Genomic DNA, 18,364 nt, shown 5'->3' on the forward strand with positions numbered 1-18,364 from the left:
GTCCTCACCTCTTACCTCTCTACAGTCTCCATGACGAAGGCTTCAATCGTGTCCCCTTCTTTAATATCGTTGAATTTCTCTACAGATATACCGCACTCGTAGCCTTGAGCGACTTCTTTGACGTCGTCCTTGAACCGCTTGAGCGAGTCGACTTTCCCTGTAAATACTACGATACCGCCGCGAATGACGCGCAATTCGGCGTTTCGGTTAATTTTACCGGAGGTGACCATGCAGCCGGCAATCGTTCCGACTTTGGACACTTTGAAAATATTGCGAACCTCCGCTTGACCGATGACCACTTCTTTATAGGTCGGGTCGAGCAGTCCTTTCATCGCCGATTCGATCTCTTCCATCACTTTGTAGATGATGCTGTGGAGTCGAATGTCGACCTTCTCTTGATCGGCCGTGTTTTTCGCTTGCGGCTCCGGACGGACGTTGAAGCCGATGATGATCGCGTTGGAGGCCGAGGCCAGAATAACGTCGGACTCGGTGACGGCGCCTACGCCGCTAAGCAGGATTTTCACGCGAGCGCCTTCCACGTCGATCTTCTCGAGGGAGCCTTTCAACGCTTCCGCGGAACCTTGCACGTCCGCTTTGATGATGACGTTGAGATCCTTGACTTCGCCTTCTTTGATCTGTTTGTACAGATCGTCCAGCGTTACGCGGGAATTCGCACCCATCTCCGACTGACGAAGCGTAATCGCACGCTTCTCGGCGATTGCCCTTGCTTTGCGCTCATCCTCGAACACGAGGAACGGATCGCCGGCTTGCGGCACTTCGGTCATCCCGGTAATTTCGACCGGGGTGGATGGACCCGCTTCTTTCAACTTCTTGCCTTTATCGTTAACCATAGCCCGAACGCGGCCGAAGTGTACGCCGGCTACAAAGCTGTCGCCGACTTTAAGGGTACCGTGCTGAATGAGGACGCGAGCGACCGGCCCTTTACCTTTATCCAGCTCGGCCTCGATCACCGTACCTCTTGCGCGCTTGTTCGGATTCGCTTTAAATTCTTGAACTTCGGATACGAGCAAAATCATATCGAGCAAATTCTCAAGCCCGATCCGCTGCTTGGCCGAAATGTTGCAGAAAATCGTATCGCCGCCCCACTCTTCCGGAACGAGCTCGTAGGCCGTAAGCTCTTGTTTGATATGATCCGGATTCGCATCCGGCTTATCGATTTTGTTAACCGCCACGATAATCGGCACTTTGGCCGCTTTGGCATGGGCGATCGCCTCAATCGTTTGCGGCATAACGCCGTCGTCCGCTGCGACTACGATGATCGTGATATCGGTCACCTGGGCGCCGCGGGCGCGCATCGAAGTGAACGCTTCGTGACCCGGGGTATCGAGGAACGTAATTTTTTTACCGTTCGTTTCAACTTGGTACGCCCCGATATGCTGCGTAATACCGCCGGCTTCGCCTTCCGTCACATTCGTTTTGCGAATCGCATCGAGCAGCGTCGTCTTCCCGTGGTCGACGTGACCCATGATGGTGACGACCGGAGGACGCTCCTGCAAATCTTCGTCGTCGTCCTTCTCTTCGAAATTCTCGAACTTGTCTTCCTCCACCGGAATTTTCAGTTCGACCTCAACGCCGTAATCGGAAGCAAGCAGTTGAATCGCGTCCAAATCAAGCTCCTGGTTGATGGTCGCCATCACGCCGAGGAACAACAGCTTCTTGATGACCTCGGAAGCGTCTTTATGCAGCGATTTAGCCAACTCGCCGACCGTCATCGTACCGCGCACGATAATTTTCTTCGGCGTGTTGTCGATCTTCGGCTTCGGCGGCTCTTGTTGGAAACGACCGCCCCTGCCCTGGTTTCTGCCGTTGCCGCGGTTGCCCGGGCCGCGATTGCCGCCTCGGTTATCGAACTGCCTTTGCGGCGGTCTGGCCTTTTTCGCTTTAGCCCCTGCATCGTCACCGTCGATATCTACAACCGCTCCCACCGGTTTCGGAGGAATAGTCGTAGGACGACCGGAATCGCGACGGTCGCGATCGTTCGGACGCGATTCGCCGGGACGGCTGCGTTGACCTTGGCCGCTGCCTGGAGTCGAACCGCCTTGAGTTCCCTGCGGACGGCCTGGGCCGCTTGTACGGTTACCTTGACCACCGCCGAACGAGCTTTGGCCGCCGCTTTGACCGCCTGGACGGTTTTGCCCGCTGCCTTGGCCCTGGCCTTGACCGCCTGGACGATACCCGCCGCCTTGACCTTGGCCTTGGCCGCCTTGACGGTACCCGCCGCCTTGACCCTGGCCTTGACCGCCTGGACGATACCCGCCGCCTTGACCTTGGCCTTGGCCGCCTTGACGGTACCCGCTGCCTTGACCTTGGCCTTGGCCGCCTTGACGGTTTTGCCCGCCGCCTTGACCTTGGCCTTGGCCGCCTTGGCGGTATCCACCGCCCTGACCTTGGCCGCCCTGACGGTTTTGCCCGCCGCCTTGGCCTTGACCTTGGCCGCCTTGGCGATATCCGCCGCCGCCTTGACCTTGAGCGCTTTGGCGAGGCTCGCCGCTTTGACCGCCCTGCGGTCTTTCCTCTTGCTGGCTGCCGCTCGGTCTAGGCGATGCCGTCTGCACTTGCGCGGAAGCCGGACGCTGGTCCGGTTTCGGCTGGACGGCTACGGTCTGCTGTTTCGACTCTGGACGATTCGTATTCGCGGCCGGTTTGTTCGAGCCTTGGCTCGAACCGGAATCACTGCGTTTGGCCGCCGCATTTGCTTTAATATCTTTGAAAAATTTCTCTACACTATTCACCGCATCGTTCTCCATTACGCTCATATGATTGTTGACCGGAAGGCCCAGTCGTTTCAAAATCGTGATAATCTCTTTACTGCTCATGTTCAATGACTTCGCGTATTCGTATACTCTTAGTTTATCCTTATTGTTATCTTGTTTTGTCAATACAGTCCACCTCCGAGCGATTTTACTGCTTCAATAACAATCGCGCAAATCCCGCATCGGTTACGGCAATGACGACTCGCGCTTCTTTCCCGATACTGGCTCCCAGCTGATCCCGGCTGCCGTATTGATGAATAGGAACCTGATAATGACTGCATTTATCGCTGAGCTTCTTCAGGGTATTGGCAGAAGCGTCCTCGGAGACGATAACAAGCTTAGCATCCCCGTGCCGAACCGATTCAATAACCATATCTTCCCCGGTCACCAGTTTTCCTGCGCGCATCGCAAGCCCTAAATTATTAAAAAAACGATCATTCATCGTCATCATCACCCGCCGCATGCTTTCCAGCAATAAACTCGTCTTCGACCTTTATAAAATCTTGCTCCAGTGCGTCGTAAATTTCAGGGCTGACCTGCGCCTTCAGCGCCCGATCGAGGGCCCGCGATTTCTTCGCCAGCTTAAAGCAAGAAGACTTGCCGCATAGGTAGGCGCCGCGTCCGGCTTTCTTGCCCGTCAGATCGATGAGCAGCTCATCGGTTGGGGTTTTGACGACGCGGATCAACTCCCGCTTGGGCATCATTTGCTGGCAGGCTACGCATTTGCGCAGCGGTGTTTTTCTAGGCTTCATCCGTTGCTCCCCCCCGTATGGCTAACAGGTCGATACGACCGCTTAATCGATGCTGACCGAATCCTGATGCATCTCTTCCGTGTAGGTCTTCGGACGTCCATACTCCTGTTCGGCTTGCGTCTCGCTCTTGATGTCGATTTTCCAGCCGGTCAGCTTGGCAGCAAGACGCGCGTTCTGGCCCTTGATGCCGATCGCCAGCGATAGCTGGTAGTCCGGCACGATGACACGGGCCATTTTCTCCGTTTCGAACACCTGCACCTCGATAACCTTGGACGGGCTGAGTGCGTTCGCCACATATTCTTCCACGCTGTCGACCCAGCGGACGATATCAATTTTCTCGCCCTTCAGCTCGCCGACGATCGTTTGCACGCGCATCCCCTTCGGTCCTACGCAGGAGCCGACCGGATCGACCTCCGCGTTGCGGGAGTAAACGGCGATTTTCGAACGAAAGCCGGCTTCGCGGGCGACGGACCGAATCTCAACGACGCCTTGGAAAATTTCAGGCACCTCGAGCTCGAACAGTCGTTTCAGCAAGCCGGGATGTGTGCGGGACAAGACGATTTGCGGTCCTTTGGTCGTATTCTCTACCTTCGTAATATACGCCTTGACCCGGTCGCCTTGTTTAAACTTATCGGTCGGCATCAGCTCCGTAAGCGGCATGACCGCTTCGATCTTGCCGAGATCGATGTACAGGTTTCGCTGGTCCTGGCGCTGCACGATACCGTTGACGATATCTTCTTCTTTATCGACGTAAGCGTTGTAGATAAGCCCGCGTTCAGCTTCCCGAATACGCTGCGTCACGACTTGCTTCGCTGTTTGCGCAGCGATGCGTCCGAAATCGCGAGGCGTCACTTCGATCTCGACGATATCGTTAAGCTGGTAATTCTGATTCATTTCTCTTGCGGCAAAAAGCGTAATTTCAAGACGCGGATCGAGCACTTCGTCTACGACAGTTTTGCGTGCATACACTTTGATCAAACCGGTGTGCCGGTTAATATCGACGCGCACGTTCTGAGCCGTGTTAAAGTTGCGTTTGTAGGCCGAGATCAAGGCCGCTTCGATCGCATCGATCAGCAAGTCCTTAGCGATCCCTTTCTCCCGTTCAATTTCATTTAAAGCTTCGATAAAATCCATGTTCATTTGAATGGAGTTCCCCCTCTCATAAAATGCGAAACCGCGCGCGGCGGCAATTAAAATAAAATAGCCAGTCTGGCGCTTGCCACTTTATCAAACGGCAGGCTGTGCTTCTTCTTGCCGATTTCAACTTCGACCGTCTTCTCGTCGAACGATCGCAGCGTGCCCTCGAATTCCTTCAGTCCATCGATAGGCTCATAGGTCGTAATGAACACATGCTGACCGACAGCACGTTCATAATCTTGCGGCTTCTTCAAAGGACGCTCTGCGCCCGGCGAAGACACCTCCAAGAAGTAAGCGTCCGGGATCGGGTCGGTTTCATCCAGCTTGCCGCTAAGGTATTCGCTAATACGGCCGCAATCGTCAATATCGATCCCGCCTTCTTTATCAACATACACTCGCAAGAACCAATTGCCGCCTTCTTTCACATATTCAATGTCGACAAGCTCAAACCGGTTCTCGTCCAGGTACGGACGAACCAAAGCTTCCACCGTCGATTTGATCTGATTGCTCAAACGTCTATTCCTCCTATCTATATGAGACGAGTCGCCGAAAACCCTAATACAAAATGTAAAGAGTGGGTTGCCCCACTCTCCGGTTTCGAGATATTACATTGTTACCACCATAGCAGATTATACCATAAGTGCGATTGTTTATGCAACATGGGCGCCTTCCGGCTCCCGCGCCGTCCGTCTTCCTTAGAACAGCGAAAGCTGATTCGTTTCGGGCAAGCCGCGGAAGCAGTTCATGCTGCCGAGCAGCTCAATGATCGTCTTCGACGCTTTGCTGCGACTTTGAAAATCTTCGATCGATAAGTATGGACCCGCTTCCCTGGCGGCGGCAATGTTCTTCGCCGCGTTCTCCCCGATACCGGCAATCGCGGAGAACGGAGGAATGAGCGAATCGCCCTCAATGAGAAATTTCGTGGCGTCCGATTTGTACAGATCGACCGGCTTGAAGGAGAAGCCGCGCGCCGTCATCTCGAGCGCCATCTCGAGAATCGAGATCATGTTCTTCTCCTTCGGCAGCGCCTGGAACCCTTTTTCCTCAATTTCAATCAGCCTGCGCAGAATCGCGTCATAGCCTTGGCAGAGCAGGTCCAGTTCAAAGTCCGTGGCACGGACCGAGAAGTACGTCGCGTAATAGGCGATCGGATGGTACAGCTTGAAGTAGGCGGTACGTACGGCCGAGATCACGTATGCCGAGGCATGCGCCTTCGGGAACATGTATTCGATCTTCTCGCAAGAATCGATATACCAGGCCGGCACGTTATGCTTCTTCATCTCTTCCTTCCACTCTTCGGTCAAGCCCTTCCCTTTCCGTACGCTTTCCGTAATTTTGAAGGCCAGTCCCGCGTCCATCCCCGCTTTATAAATCAAGTACAGCATGATGTCGTCGCGGCAGCCGATAACGGTTTTGATCGTACAGATGCCTTTCTTGATCAGCTCCTGCGCATTGCCGAGCCACACGCCCGTACCGTGCGACAGTCCGGAAATTTGCAGCAGATCGGCAAAGCTGGACGGCTTTGCTTCTTCCAGCATCTGGCGCACGAACTTCGTCCCCATCTCGGGCACCCCGTAGGTGGCGACAGGCGTGCGGATTTTCTCAGGCGTCACGCCCAGGGCTTCGACCGAGTTGAACATGCTCATGACCTTCGGATCGTTCATCGGAATCGTCGTCGGATCGACGCCCGTCAAGTCCTGCAGCATCCGCATCATCGTCGGGTCATCGTGCCCGAGAATATCGAGCTTCAGCAAGTTCGCGTCGAAGGCATGATAGTCGAAGTGCGTTGTCTTCCAGTCGGCGCTCGTATCGTCCGCCGGGTACTGCACGGGGGTAATGTCATTGACGTCGATGTAGTCCGGCACGACGACGATACCGCCCGGATGCTGGCCGGTGCTTCGCTTGACGCCGGTACATCCTAAAGCCAGACGGCTCAGTTCGGCGCCGCGCCACTTTTTGCCTTGATCCTCTTCATACTTCTTCACGAATCCGAAAGCCGTCTTCTCCGCGACCGTACCGATCGTACCGGCCCGGAACACGTTCTTCTCGCCGAACAGCACCTTCGTGTAGTTGTGGGCGTGCGGCTGGTATTCTCCGGAGAAGTTCAAGTCGATATCGGGAACCTTGTCCCCTTTAAAGCCAAGGAACGTTTCGAACGGAATGTCCTGCCCTTCGCCCTTCAGCTTCTCGCCGCAGTTCGGGCAGGCTTTATCCGGCAGGTCGAACCCGGAAGGAATCGAGCCGTCAAGAATCCATTCGCTATGCTTGCACGACAGGCAAATATAGTGCGGCGGCAGCGGGTTAACCTCGGAAATCCCCAGGAACGTAGCGACGACGGACGAACCGACCGAGCCCCGCGAGCCGACGAGATAACCGTCCTCGTTCGATTTCTTCACAAGCCGCTCGGAAATCAGATAGTTTGCCGAGAAGCCGTATTTAATAATCGGGACTAGCTCCTTCTCCAGACGCGCCGTCACCACTTCCGGTATCGGCTCGCCGTAGATGCTGCGCGCGGTCTCGTAACATTTATTACGAATTTCGTCATCCGCGCCCTCGATGATCGGTGTAAACAGCTTCGTCGGAAACAGCTCCAGCTCTTCGAAACGGTCTGCAAGCTCCGCCGTGTTGTGAACGACGACTTCGAAGGCGTCCTCCTTTCCGAGGAACTCGAATTCGGCGAGCATTTCTTTCGTCGTACGGAAATGAACGTCAGGCTTGCGAATGTCCTTGAGCGGGCTGAAGCCGGTAATGCCGTGAATCGTAATATCGCGGTTTATTTTCTCGCGCGGGTGCAGGTAGTGAACGTTGCCCGTCGCGATGACCGGCTTGCCGAGCTTGCGCCCGATTTGCAGGATGCGTCTGGCTGCGTCCTCCAGCAGTGAAGGACTGCCGACCAGCCCCTTCTCGACCAGGTGCATGTTCACGTTCGTCGGTTGAATCTCGAGCACGTCGTAAAACTCGGCGACCGCTTCCGCTTCTTCCATGGACTTGTTCAGCACCGTCTCGAACAGCTCGCCCTTCTCGCAGCCGGAAGCGATGATCAACCCTTCGCGCATTTCCTGCAGCTTGCTCTTCGGAATGCAGGGGACCCGGTGGAAATATTCGGTATGCGAGAGCGAAACGAGCGTGAACAGGTTTTTCTTCCCGATCATGTTCTGCGCGTAAATGCAGCAGTGGAACGGGCGCTGCGTCGTCAAGTTTTTGCCGACCTGGTCGTTCAGCCGGTCGAGCTGCGTATACCCGCGCTCCGCAGCCTCCTTCAGCATGTGAAACAGCACGAATCCGAGCGCAATGGAGTCGTCGATGGCGCGGTGATGGTTATCGAGGCTGACCTTAAACTTGTCGGACAGCGTGTTCAACCGGTGATTTTTCATCGTCGGGTACAACAAACGGGCCAGTTCCAGCGTATCGATCACCGGATTGTTCACTTCCGGCAGTCCGAGACGCTTGCAGTTCGTATTCAGGAAGCCCATATCGAACCGCGCGTTATGTGCAACGAGAACGGCATCGCCGACGAATTCCAAAAACTTCGGCAGCATCTCGGCAATGTCCGGCGCTCCGCGCACCATATCGTCGGTAATATTCGTCAATTGCTGGATATTATACGGAATCCGCTCGTGCGGGTCGATGAACGTGGCAAACCGGCCGATCTCCTTGCCTTCCTTCATCTTGACGCCGGCAAGCTCGATAATCTTGTTGTTCGTAACGGAAAGCCCCGTTGTCTCAACGTCGAAAATGACATACTCGGCATCGGCTAACGCGATATCGGTGGCGTTCATCGCCACTTTCACGGAGTCGTCAATGATATTGGCTTCAACGCCGTAGATAACTTTAATACCATTCTTCTTCGAGGCTTTGTAAGCCTCCGGGAAGCTTTGCACACCGCCGTGATCGGTCACGGCAATCGCTTTATGGCCCCATTTGGCGGCCATTTTGATATATTGATCCACGGGCGTAATGCCGTCCATCGTGCTCATCGCCGTATGTAGATGAAATTCGACCCGCTTCTCTGCCGCGTCGTCCTTCCGGTCAGGGGGAGCTACGATTTCATTAACGTCGGACGGGATCATCACAAGCTCCGGAATTTGCATAAATCGGTCATACTCGACACGGCCGCGAAGCTTCAGCCAAGTACCGTTTTTGATCAGGCTGTAAATCTTCACGTCTTCCTTCGTTTTCGCGAACGATTTCACCATGATCGAGTCTGAGAAATCGGTAATATTGAACGTAAACAACGTGCTTCCGTTCCGCAATTCCTTCATATCCAGACCGAACACGGTACCTTGCACCGTTACTTTCTTCTCCTCGTCCTTCACATCTTGAATCGGTACGGCCGGTTCTTTAATATCGTAACCGACCATCAGCTTGACTTCGCCATCAGGCACAGCCGCTTGCGCCGCCTCTTCCGCTTCCACGGCGGTCATAATGACGCTTGTAACTTCTTTCTCTTCGATCTCCCGCTGCTTCGTAAATTTCTCAAGCTCTTCCTCGCGAGAGTCGCTCAAAGCGTATTTCACTTGATAATCGACGCCAAAAAAACCGTTAAAATATTGGCGGATCCAGTCGTTAATATTTTTCTTCTTCGCAAGTTCCAAACCGAAGCTATCCAGCAAATGCAACGTCAGCACCTTGCCGTGAACCTCGATCTTGGCTTTGGTCATCCAGCCGTTGATGGACGCCGCTTCCCGCTGCACCCACTCGAGAAACATGCTCCAGTATTCGTGGGCCACGCTTTCCGGGTTCACGTCAGAAGTGTATTGCAGAACGAAACGGATCGTCGCGATATGCGCGAATTTGTCACGGATCATTTTACAAAACGAACGATAAATGTCTCCGGGCACGACCTGCGTCTTGACGATATAGAACGTCCATTCGCGGTTTTTACGGCTCGTTTCCACCTTGTCGATGTACCCGTCCGCGAAAAACGTCTGCACGACATCCGCCGGAACGTTCGCCTGCTGCATCAGCATCTCAAACCGATCCCGTTTTAAAGCCGTACTGCTACTGCTCATGATGCTCCTCCCCCATAAACAATCAAAGGGCAAAAGGAATTGAACTCCATCCCGTTTTGCCCTTATGTACCCCTATCTTAGTTCATGCTTTCCTGGTTAACCGCTTCTTAATAAGCTCGACCGAATACGACTGTATGCTTCGCATCTTCCCCGCACACGAGACATTTGGTCTTCCGTACAGCCGGTTCAAATGGAATGTTCCGGCTTGTAGCGCCCGTCTCTTCCTTCACGGTCGCCTCGCAAGCGTCGGAACCGCACCAGCCGGACAGCGTAAAACCGCGCTTCTGCTGCAGGAACGCCTTCAGCTCGTCCAACGTATCGGCTGCGGTCATGTTCTCATCGCGGAACTTCTTGGCTCGATCATACATTTCCTGCTGCGTTTCCGTCAACAGTTTTTGCACTTCTTCTACAAATTGGCTTTGCGCGACGACGCGCTTCTCCCCGGTGATGCGGGAGACGAGCACGACTTGTCCGTTCTCCATATCGCGCGGGCCAAGCTCGACGCGAACCGGGACGCCGCGCATCTCGTATTCGTTGAACTTCCAGCCCGGGCTTTGATCCTGACGGTCGTCCACCTTCACACGCACGCCGGCTTGCTTCAATTGATCGTACAGACCGTCTACGCAAGCGATCACTTGGTCGCGCGTCTTCGGAGGCCCGATCGGGATCATGACAACTTGCGTCGGCGCGACTTTCGGCGGCAGCGCGAGTCCCCGGTCGTCGCCGTGCACCATAATCAGCGCCCCGATCAAACGGGTGCTGACGCCCCACGAAGTTGTATGGCAGAACGTATGCTGATTGTCCCGATCCAAGTATTTAATATCAAAGGCGACGGCGAAATTCGTGCCGAGGTAATGCGACGTCCCCGCCTGCACGGCCTTCCCGTCTTTCATCATCGCTTCTATAGAGAATGTATCGACGGCGCCGGCAAACTTCTCCGAAGGCGTTTTTTGGCCCATGATAACCGGCATCGCCAAGAAATTTTCCGCGAAATCGCGGTAAATTTCCAGCATTTGCATCGTTTCTCTCCGGGCATCGGCTTCGTCCTCGTGCGCCGTATGGCCTTCCTGCCAAAGAAATTCGCTGGTGCGCAGGAACGGCTGTGTTTTCTTCTCCCAACGTACCACGTTGGCCCACTGGTTGATAAGCAGCGGCAAATCGCGGTACGAGTTGATCCACTCCGAGTACATATGACCGATCATCGTTTCTGAAGTCGGGCGGATCGCCAGACGTTCTTCCAGCTTCTCGCCGCCGGCTTCGGTTACCCATGGAAGCTCCGGATTGAAGCCCTCGACGTGTTCCTTCTCCTTCTGAAAGAAGCTTTCGGGAATGAATAGCGGGAAATAGGCGTTGCGGTGACCCGTTTCTTTGAAACGACGGTCCAGTTCGCGCTGAATGTTTTCCCAGATTTCATAGCCGTCGGGCTTGAACACGATACAACCGCGAACCGGTGAGTAGCTCATCAGGTCCGCTTTCTTGATCGTATCGATGTACCAGCGCGAGAAATCTTCACTTTGCGGCGTAATTTCTTTGACGAATTGTTTATCCTGTTTATCCTTCGACATGGTTCGAATGCTCCCCCTACAGACGGCGATTCATTTATCCTTTAATCAGCCTTAATATATCGTTGTATGTGACGGCGATCATCAGCAGCATCAGCATGGCAAAGCCGACGAAATGCACCATGCTCTCCCGGCTCGGATCGACCGGTTTGCCGCGCACCGCTTCTAACCCGAGGAAAACAAGGCGGCTGCCGTCCAGCGCCGGAATCGGCAGTAAATTGAACAAGCCCAGGTACAAGCTCATCACAGCCATCCAGTTGATGTACTGGGCCGGTCCGGCGCTTGCCTGCTCGCTTGTGAACTCGACAATCCGGATCGGACCGCCGAGATCGTCCATCTTCACCTGCAGGGTCGCCAGCTTGCCGAAGCCGTCCAAGATGAGCGTCGTAGCGGAAACCATGCTGCGCCAACCGTTGCTGATTCCTTCCCCGATCGTAGCCGGCCGGGTATCCGGGCCGAGTGAGACGCCGACACGAATCACGCGGTCTTTCTCATCCAGTTCCGGTTTCACTTCTTTGGTAACGAGCTGCTTGTTGCGCTCAACCACCCAGGTCATCGTCTTGTTCGGCGAATTTTGAATCAGCGTCGTCAGCTTTTTGCTGTCGCCGCCGATCTTCTCGCCGTTCACTTCAACGATAACGTCCCCGCCCATCAAGCCGGCGCGCTCCGCGGCCGAACCGGGCTTGGTGTCGGAGATGCGCACCCGATCAGGCAAAGGCATACCGGCCACGAAAACAACCGTGACGAACAAGATGAACGCGAGAATGAAGTTCATTAACGGACCCGCGAATATGGCCATCGCCCGCTGTCCCACCGTCTTGCTGCCAAACTGGCGTTCCCATGGCGCGATCTGCGTCTCCTTCTCCTTGCTGACGATAAGCGCGCGAGGGTGAACGGCAAAGCGCTGTGCCGCGCCGTCGACATCCATACGGACAAACAGCTGACGCTCCAAATCGATATCTTCCACGACACCTTCCAAAGCGCCGCGGCGGCTGTCGAAATCGTTCAAATAAATATGCGTAACCGTTTCATTCTCCAAGGCAACGGCTATCCGTTGTCCCGGATTGATCTGTACGATTTCGGGATCTTCGCCGGCCATCCGCACGAACCCGCCGATGGGCAGAAGCCTCAGCGTATACCGGGTTTCACCGCGAACGAACGAAAGCACCTTCGGACCGAAGCCGATCGCGAACTCGCGCGTCAAGATCCCCGCCCGCTTGGCGAAATAAAAATGCCCCCACTCGTGCACCGTCACGAGTACGAAAAACAAGAGCACATTCAGCACGATGATTTGAAGTACGTCCACCTAGTTCACGGCCTCCTTAAATACATCAATGTTCACATCTGCTAGCATGGGAAGGGCGCTATTCCATGTCCTTAGATTAACATTAATGACAAACGGAACACAAGCCGAGCCCTTGATATGAACATATTACCGGACGCGAACAAACATGCTTGCCAACCGTCCCGGGCAAGGACTTCAGCTTCGGCGGATTTGCGCCGCCGCCGACCGCGCCCAAGCGTCGCTCGCGACAATCGTATCCAGGTCAGGCCCGTCTATCGCCTCATGCTTCGCCATCACCTCGGCGATAATGCGCTCGATGGCGAGGAAGGAGATGTCCCCCTTCAAGAAACGTTCGACCGCGACCTCATTCGCCGCATTATATACCGTCGGCATCGTGCCGCCCTTTCGGCCGCTCTCAAATGCCATCGCCAAGCAAGGGTATCGGGCAAAGTCCATTTCCCGAAAATGCAGCTTGCCGATGTCGGCCAGCCTCAGACGCTTCGAAGGCGTTACCATTCGATTCGGATACGTTAAAGCGTATTGGATCGGCACCCGCATATCAGGCAAGCCCATCTGTGCAATAATGCTACAGTCGACGAACTCGACGAACGAATGAACGATACTTTCCGGATGGATCACCACCTCGATTTGGTCGTAGGATAACCCGAACAACCAATGCGCTTCGATCACCTCGAGCCCTTTGTTCACCATGGTTGCGGAGTCGATCGTAATCTTCGCGCCCATCGACCAATTCGGATGTTTAAGCGCATCCTCCACGGAAACCGAGGCCAGTTCTTCGCGTGTACGATCGCGAAACGATCCGCCTGACGCGGTCAGCGTAATGTTATGTATATGATCTTTATTCTCGCCGTTCAAGCACTGGAAAATTGCGGAATGCTCGCTGTCGATCGGCAACAGCGAAACCTGCTTCCGTTCCGCCAGCGCCGTTACCAAGTGCCCTGCGCTTACTAACGTTTCTTTGTTGGCCAGGCCAATGTGCTTGCCCGCTTCGATGGCCGCCAGCGTCGGCTTTAAGCCCTGACTGCCGACAAGCGCCGTCACGAGCAGCTCGGCGTCCGTCCCCGCAGCGACTTCGAGCAGCCCTTCTTCGCCATAGAACACTTCGGTTCCCGCCGGCACATCGATTCTCAGCCTCTCGGCCAAATCACGCGTCGCCACCGCTACCTTCTTCGGGCGAAAGCGCCTGACCTGCTCCCCGAGCAAGCCGATATTATAACCGCCGGCCAAGCCTTCGACTTCGTAAGCTTCCGGATCATGCGAGATGACATCCAGCGTCTGCGTGCCGATGGAGCCCGTCGATCCGAGAATGCTGATCTTTTTCACTGCGGCCTACCCCCAGCACTCATAATTAAACATGCGGAATTAAGGAAACCACATGCAGAAACGGGAAGACGATCAGCCAGCTGTCCGTCCGATCGAGCACCCCGCCGTGACCCGGCAAAATCATGCCGGAATCTTTAATTCCCTTCACCCGCTTGTAAGCCGACTGCACCAAATCGCCAACCTGCCCGACGACTGCGATCACGAGGCCGATCCATACAGCCTGCGCGTACCCGAGCAGATCCGGCCGGCACCAGGCGAAACCGATCGCCACGATGACGGATAATACCGTTCCGCCTATGGCGCCCTCGACCGACTTCTTCGGACTGATCGTAGGCCAGAGCGGCGTCTTCCCGATCATCGAACCGGTGAAGTAAGCGCCCGAATCCGTTGTCCAGATGCACAAAAATACGAGCAGCGTCAAAAACAGCCCGTGATCCGGAATGGTGCGGGTTTCGATCATATAATGAAAGCCGAGTCCGACGTATGCCATGCCGAGGAAAGCCGTCGCTACGTGATCGATCGTCGTTTTGTTCTTCGTGATCACGGTGGCGGCCAAGAACAGAAACAGGAACAACCATATGCCCTGCGCCGACGACATGAAGCCAAACTGCCACGGCAGCGTCAACACGACGACTCCGATGTAACCGATGACCTGGATCACCCGGTTTCGATTCAAGCCGTTCATTCTCAAAAATTCGTCATACCCGATCAGCGCGAGCGCAACAATGAGTCCGGCAAACCAGTAGCCGCCCAAGTACAACATGATGAAAAATCCGAGCCCCGCCACTAATCCAGTAACGATCCGCTGCTTCAAGTCGATTCCTCCAATTGCCGCTACAATCCGCCGTATCTCCGGGCTCGCCGCTGATATTCTTGTATCGCTTCATAAAAGTGCGGCTCGGTGAACTCCGGCCAGCACAAATCCGTAAACCACAGCTCCGAATACGCCAGCTGCCACAGCATGAAGTTGCTGATCCGCAGCTCCCCGCTCGTCCGGATAAGCAAATCGGGGTCCGGCAACGGATCGGTCAGCAAATATCGCGAGAACAGATGCTCATTGATTTCTGCCGGGTTCACTTTCCCGTCTTTTGCGTCTTGAGCAAGCCTCTGAATACCGGAAAGCATCTCTTTGCGACTCCCGTAATTTAAAGCAAAATTCAAGATAAGGCCCGTATTGTGTTTCGTTTTGTCGATCGCGTCCTGAACGGTTTTCAACGTATAGTCAGGCAACCCTTCAGGCCAGCCGGTCATACGTATTCGGACGTTGTTCGCAATCAGTTCTTCGATTTCTTTAGGAAAAAACTCCAGCGGCAATTTCATCAAGTACTCAACTTCTTCCTTCGGCCTCTTCCAATTTTCTGTGGAAAAAGCATACATCGTCAGCACTTTCACCCCGATATGATTCGCCGCCATCGTTATTTTTTTCACGTTTTTCATCCCCGAATGGTGACCCGCAACCCGCGGCAGCCCGCGTTTCTGCGCCCATCGGCCGTTGCCGTCCATGATGACGGCGACATGATTCGGTATATTATCGGAATCGAGCGCGCTTGCAGCCTCTTCCCCTTCCGACTTTCCTCCGAACCACTTTCTGAATGGTTTCATTGCCAATCCCCCGTCAGGAAAGACTAAAAGACTAAAAACCCCTCAATTAAGGGGGTCTTTACCCGTTACACTTCCATAATTTCTTTCTCTTTCGCCTGCAGCACTTTATCGACTTCACCGATAAATTTATCCGTAAACTTTTGAATATCTTCTTGATGGCGGCGAGACTCATCTTCCGAGAGGCCGGCCGACTTCTCAAGCTTCTTGATCTCGTCGTTCGCATCGCGGCGGACGTTGCGGATCGCAACTTTCGCTTCTTCCCCGAACTTGCGCGTCATTTTCACCAATTCCGCACGGCGTTCTTCCGTTAGCGCCGGAATGATGATGCGAATGCTGCTGCCGTCGTTGGAAGGCGTCAAGCCAAGGTCGGATTTCATGATCGCTTTTTCGATCGCGGATACCGAGCTTTTATCCCAAGGTTGAATCATCAAGGTGCGGGAATCCGGTGTATTGATGTTCGCCAATTGGTTCACCGGCGTCATCGCCCCGTAATATTCCACCTGCACGCGGTCCAGAAGCGCTGGCGTCGCGCGGCCTGCCCGCAAGGTCAGAAGCTCTTTCTTCAAAGAACCGATAGCTTTTTCCATCCGGTCTTCAGCGTTTTTCTTAATGGATTGAGGCATGTTTTATACACTCCCTTTTACAATCGTGCCGATCTTCTCCCCAAGCACGACGCGCTTGATGTTGCCGCTCTCCGTAATGGAGAATACGATCAGCGGGATATTGTTGTCCATACACAAGGAAGATGCGGTGGAGTCCATGACGCCGAGGTTTTTGTTCAACACCTCGAGATAAGTCAGCGTTTCGAACTTTTGCGCGGTCGCATCCTTGAACGGATCGGCGGAGTATACGCCGTCGACTTTGTTCTTGGCCATCAGGATGACTTCCGCTTCGATTTCCGCCGCTCTTAGCGCCGCCGTCGTGTCTGTGGAGAAGAACGGATTGCCCGTACCTGCAGCGAAAATGACGACTCGGCCCTTTTCCAGATGGCGCATCGCTCTTCGGCGGATATACGGCTCCGCTACCTGCTGCATCGTAATCGAAGATTGCACGCGGGTAGGTACGCCGATCGTTTCGAGCGCGTCTTGAAGCGCCAGCGAATTCATGACGGTTGCAAGCATACCCATGTAGTCGGCTGTGGCCCGATCGATGCCCTTGGCGCTGCCTGCGATACCTCTCCAAATGTTGCCGCCGCCAACGACGATGGCGACTTCGACTTGAAGATCGACCACTTCTTTCACCTGTTGTGCAATGGAAGCGATGATGTCGGCTTCGATTCCGTATCCTTGCTGTCCGGCTAAAGCTTCTCCGCTTAATTTCAGTACGACTCTTTTAAATATCGGACGTTCCAAGCTGCATACCTCCGTTTCATCACTTACGCATTTCCTTCTCTATTTACAAAAGAGGGAACACATCGTGTTCCCGCCTTTGGAATTCCGTATAGGTCTTACAGTTTCACTTGGCTCATGACTTCTTCTGCGAAGTTTTCTTGTTTCTTCTCCAAGCCTTCGCCGAGCTCGTAACGAACAAAGCGGCGGATCGACAAGTTTTCGCCGATCGTAGCGATTTTCTCTTTCAACACTTCTTCAACCGTTTTGTCCGGATCTTTAATGAACGGCTGCTCCAGCAAGCAGTATTCTTCGTAGAATTTAGCAAGACGGCCTTCTACGATTTTCTCCACGATTTTCTCCGGTTTGCCTTCGTTCAAGGCTTGGTTCGTCAAGATTTCACGTTCTTTATCGAGCGCATCTTGAGGAACTTCGTCACGGCGAAGGTATTTCGGGTTCGAAGCAGCAATATGAAGAGCTACGTCGCGAACGAAAGTTTTGAACGTATCGTTCTTGGCAACGAAGTCGGTTTCGCTGTTGACTTCAACCAATACGCCAATTTTACCGCCAGCGTGGATGTAGGACTCAATCATACCTTCCGTCGCAATACGATCGGATTTTTTGGCTGCCGCGGCCAATCCTTTTTCACGCAAAATTTCGGAAGCTTTCGTCAAATCACCGTTTGCTTCTTCCAGCGCTTTCTTGCAATCGAGCATGCCCGCTCCTGTTTTCTCACGCAATTCTTTAACTGCTGCTGCACTTACTGCCATGGTAGGGCCTCCTTAGGTTTAGGGATATGTACCTTAAAAAAAGGGCGGTGAAAGGATTTTGCACCTTTAAACCACCCTTTTTTGTATTCGCCTGCTTAAGCTGTCGTTTGCTCGCCTTGATGCGCTTCGATCACAGCGTCGGCCATTTTGGCTGTCAGCAATTTCACGGCGCGGATCGCATCGTCGTTACCTGGAATAACGTAGTCGATTTCGTCCGGATCGCAGTTCGTGTCAACGATACCGACGATCGGGATACCGAGCTTACGAGCTTCGGCAACAGCAATGCGCTCTTTACGAGGATCGATGACGAACAATGCGCTCGGCAGACCCTTCATATGTTTGATACCGCCCAGGAATTTCTCCAGACGATCTTTTTCTTTGCGAAGAATAATAACTTCTTTCTTGGGAAGAACTTCGAACGTACCGTCGTTTTCCCATTTCTCCAACTCATGCAGACGGTTAATCCGTTGTTGGATGGTCGAGAAGTTCGTGAGCGTTCCGCCCAACCAACGTTGGTTGATGTAGAACATGCCGCTGCGTTCCGCTTCTTCTTTCACGGAATCTTGCGCTTGTTTTTTCGTGCCGACGAACAAGATTGTACCGTTCTCTTCGGCTACGGATTTGACGAAGTTGTACGCTTCCTCAACTTTTTTGACCGTTTTTTGCAGGTCGATAATATAAATGCCGTTTCTTTCGGTGAAGATGTAACGATCCATTTTCGGGTTCCAACGACGGGTTTGATGACCGAAGTGTACCCCAGCTTCAAGCAGCTGTTTCATGGAGATTACTGCCATCCTC

15 protein-coding genes are annotated in these 18,364 nt (G+C 53.9%); all 15 read right to left on the reverse strand.

Annotated elements, in window-relative coordinates; genetic code table 11:
- Positions 1 to 11 precede the first annotated feature (11 nt).
- Entirely contained in the window at positions 12 to 2,900 is a 2,889-nt protein-coding gene (gene infB / locus PVA01S_RS01195; RefSeq protein WP_127604499.1) for a translation initiation factor IF-2, read from the reverse strand.
- Positions 2,901 to 2,922: 22 nt separating this feature from the next.
- Positions 2,923 to 3,222 (reverse strand): YlxQ family RNA-binding protein, encoded by a 300-nt coding sequence (locus PVA01S_RS01200; protein ID WP_127604716.1) that lies wholly within the window; start codon positions 3,220 to 3,222, stop codon positions 2,923 to 2,925.
- On the reverse strand, positions 3,209 to 3,526 hold the full coding sequence (rnpM, locus tag PVA01S_RS01205; protein WP_054797008.1) for an RNase P modulator RnpM: 318 nt from the start codon (positions 3,524 to 3,526) through the stop codon (positions 3,209 to 3,211). Before rnpM ends, PVA01S_RS01200 begins: the two co-directional genes overlap by 14 nt.
- Before the next feature lie 42 nt (positions 3,527 to 3,568).
- Positions 3,569 to 4,666 carry a transcription termination factor NusA gene (gene nusA, locus PVA01S_RS01210; RefSeq protein WP_054799598.1) on the reverse strand — a complete coding sequence of 366 codons (1,098 nt, stop codon included), beginning with the start codon at positions 4,664 to 4,666 and terminating at the stop codon, positions 3,569 to 3,571.
- 50 nt (positions 4,667 to 4,716) lie between these two features.
- Positions 4,717 to 5,175, reverse strand: a complete 459-nt coding sequence (gene rimP, locus PVA01S_RS01215) for a ribosome maturation factor RimP (protein ID WP_054797007.1) — start codon at positions 5,173 to 5,175, stop codon at positions 4,717 to 4,719.
- Between the two features lie 183 nt (positions 5,176 to 5,358).
- Positions 5,359 to 9,675, reverse strand: coding sequence for a PolC-type DNA polymerase III (locus PVA01S_RS01220; protein ID WP_127604501.1), 4,317 nt, complete (start codon positions 9,673 to 9,675; stop codon positions 5,359 to 5,361).
- Positions 9,676 to 9,782: 107 nt separating this feature from the next.
- Positions 9,783 to 11,240: a proline--tRNA ligase gene (gene proS / locus PVA01S_RS01225; protein WP_127604503.1), complete on the reverse strand. Its 1,458-nt coding sequence runs from the start codon at positions 11,238 to 11,240 to the stop codon at positions 9,783 to 9,785.
- A 34-nt stretch (positions 11,241 to 11,274) separates the two neighbouring features.
- On the reverse strand, positions 11,275 to 12,543 hold the full coding sequence (gene rseP, locus PVA01S_RS01230) for an RIP metalloprotease RseP (RefSeq protein WP_127604505.1): 1,269 nt from the start codon (positions 12,541 to 12,543) through the stop codon (positions 11,275 to 11,277).
- 174 nt (positions 12,544 to 12,717) lie between these two features.
- The gene (locus PVA01S_RS01235) at positions 12,718 to 13,866 is read right to left on the reverse strand and encodes a 1-deoxy-D-xylulose-5-phosphate reductoisomerase (protein WP_054797004.1); all 1,149 of its coding nucleotides are present in this window, start codon (positions 13,864 to 13,866) and stop codon (positions 12,718 to 12,720) included.
- A gap of 25 nt (positions 13,867 to 13,891) precedes the next feature.
- On the reverse strand, positions 13,892 to 14,680 hold the full coding sequence (locus PVA01S_RS01240) for a phosphatidate cytidylyltransferase (protein ID WP_054797003.1): 789 nt from the start codon (positions 14,678 to 14,680) through the stop codon (positions 13,892 to 13,894).
- A gap of 20 nt (positions 14,681 to 14,700) precedes the next feature.
- Positions 14,701 to 15,468 (reverse strand): isoprenyl transferase, encoded by a 768-nt coding sequence (locus PVA01S_RS01245; RefSeq protein ID WP_127604507.1) that lies wholly within the window; start codon positions 15,466 to 15,468, stop codon positions 14,701 to 14,703.
- A 65-nt stretch (positions 15,469 to 15,533) separates the two neighbouring features.
- Positions 15,534 to 16,091, reverse strand: a complete 558-nt coding sequence (frr, locus tag PVA01S_RS01250) for a ribosome recycling factor (RefSeq protein ID WP_127604509.1) — start codon at positions 16,089 to 16,091, stop codon at positions 15,534 to 15,536.
- 3 nt (positions 16,092 to 16,094) lie between these two features.
- On the reverse strand, positions 16,095 to 16,820 hold the full coding sequence (gene pyrH, locus PVA01S_RS01255) for a UMP kinase (RefSeq protein ID WP_054797002.1): 726 nt from the start codon (positions 16,818 to 16,820) through the stop codon (positions 16,095 to 16,097).
- Positions 16,821 to 16,915: 95 nt separating this feature from the next.
- Positions 16,916 to 17,566 carry a translation elongation factor Ts gene (gene tsf / locus PVA01S_RS01260; RefSeq protein WP_127604511.1) on the reverse strand — a complete coding sequence of 217 codons (651 nt, stop codon included), beginning with the start codon at positions 17,564 to 17,566 and terminating at the stop codon, positions 16,916 to 16,918.
- Between the two features lie 95 nt (positions 17,567 to 17,661).
- A complete protein-coding gene (rpsB, locus tag PVA01S_RS01265) occupies positions 17,662 to 18,360 on the reverse strand; it encodes a 30S ribosomal protein S2 (protein ID WP_127604513.1) in 699 nt (232 codons plus the stop codon).
- Positions 18,361 to 18,364: the final 4 nt, after the last annotated feature.

This window comes from Paenibacillus validus NBRC 15382, assembly GCF_004000985.1.
Lineage (GTDB): Bacteria > Bacillota > Bacilli > Paenibacillales > NBRC-103111 > Paenibacillus_G > Paenibacillus_G validus.

Excerpts from the sequence above, each read along its gene's own strand:
- frr (WP_127604509.1), bottom strand. The coding sequence starts at position 16,091 with ATGCCTCAATCCATTAAGAAAAACGCTGAAGACCGGATGGAAAAAGCT.
- rpsB (WP_127604513.1), bottom strand. The coding sequence starts at position 18,360 with ATGGCAGTAATCTCCATGAAACAGCTGCTTGAAGCTGGGGTACACTTC.
- tsf (WP_127604511.1), bottom strand. The coding sequence starts at position 17,566 with ATGGCAGTAAGTGCAGCAGCAGTTAAAGAATTGCGTGAGAAAACAGGA.
- PVA01S_RS01200 (WP_127604716.1), bottom strand. The coding sequence starts at position 3,222 with ATGACGATGAATGATCGTTTTTTTAATAATTTAGGGCTTGCGATGCGC.
- nusA (WP_054799598.1), bottom strand. The coding sequence starts at position 4,666 with ATGAACATGGATTTTATCGAAGCTTTAAATGAAATTGAACGGGAGAAA.
- proS (WP_127604503.1), bottom strand. The coding sequence starts at position 11,240 with ATGTCGAAGGATAAACAGGATAAACAATTCGTCAAAGAAATTACGCCG.
- rnpM (WP_054797008.1), bottom strand. The coding sequence starts at position 3,526 with ATGAAGCCTAGAAAAACACCGCTGCGCAAATGCGTAGCCTGCCAGCAA.
- PVA01S_RS01220 (WP_127604501.1), bottom strand. The coding sequence starts at position 9,675 with ATGAGCAGTAGCAGTACGGCTTTAAAACGGGATCGGTTTGAGATGCTG.
- PVA01S_RS01245 (WP_127604507.1), bottom strand. The coding sequence starts at position 15,468 with ATGAAACCATTCAGAAAGTGGTTCGGAGGAAAGTCGGAAGGGGAAGAG.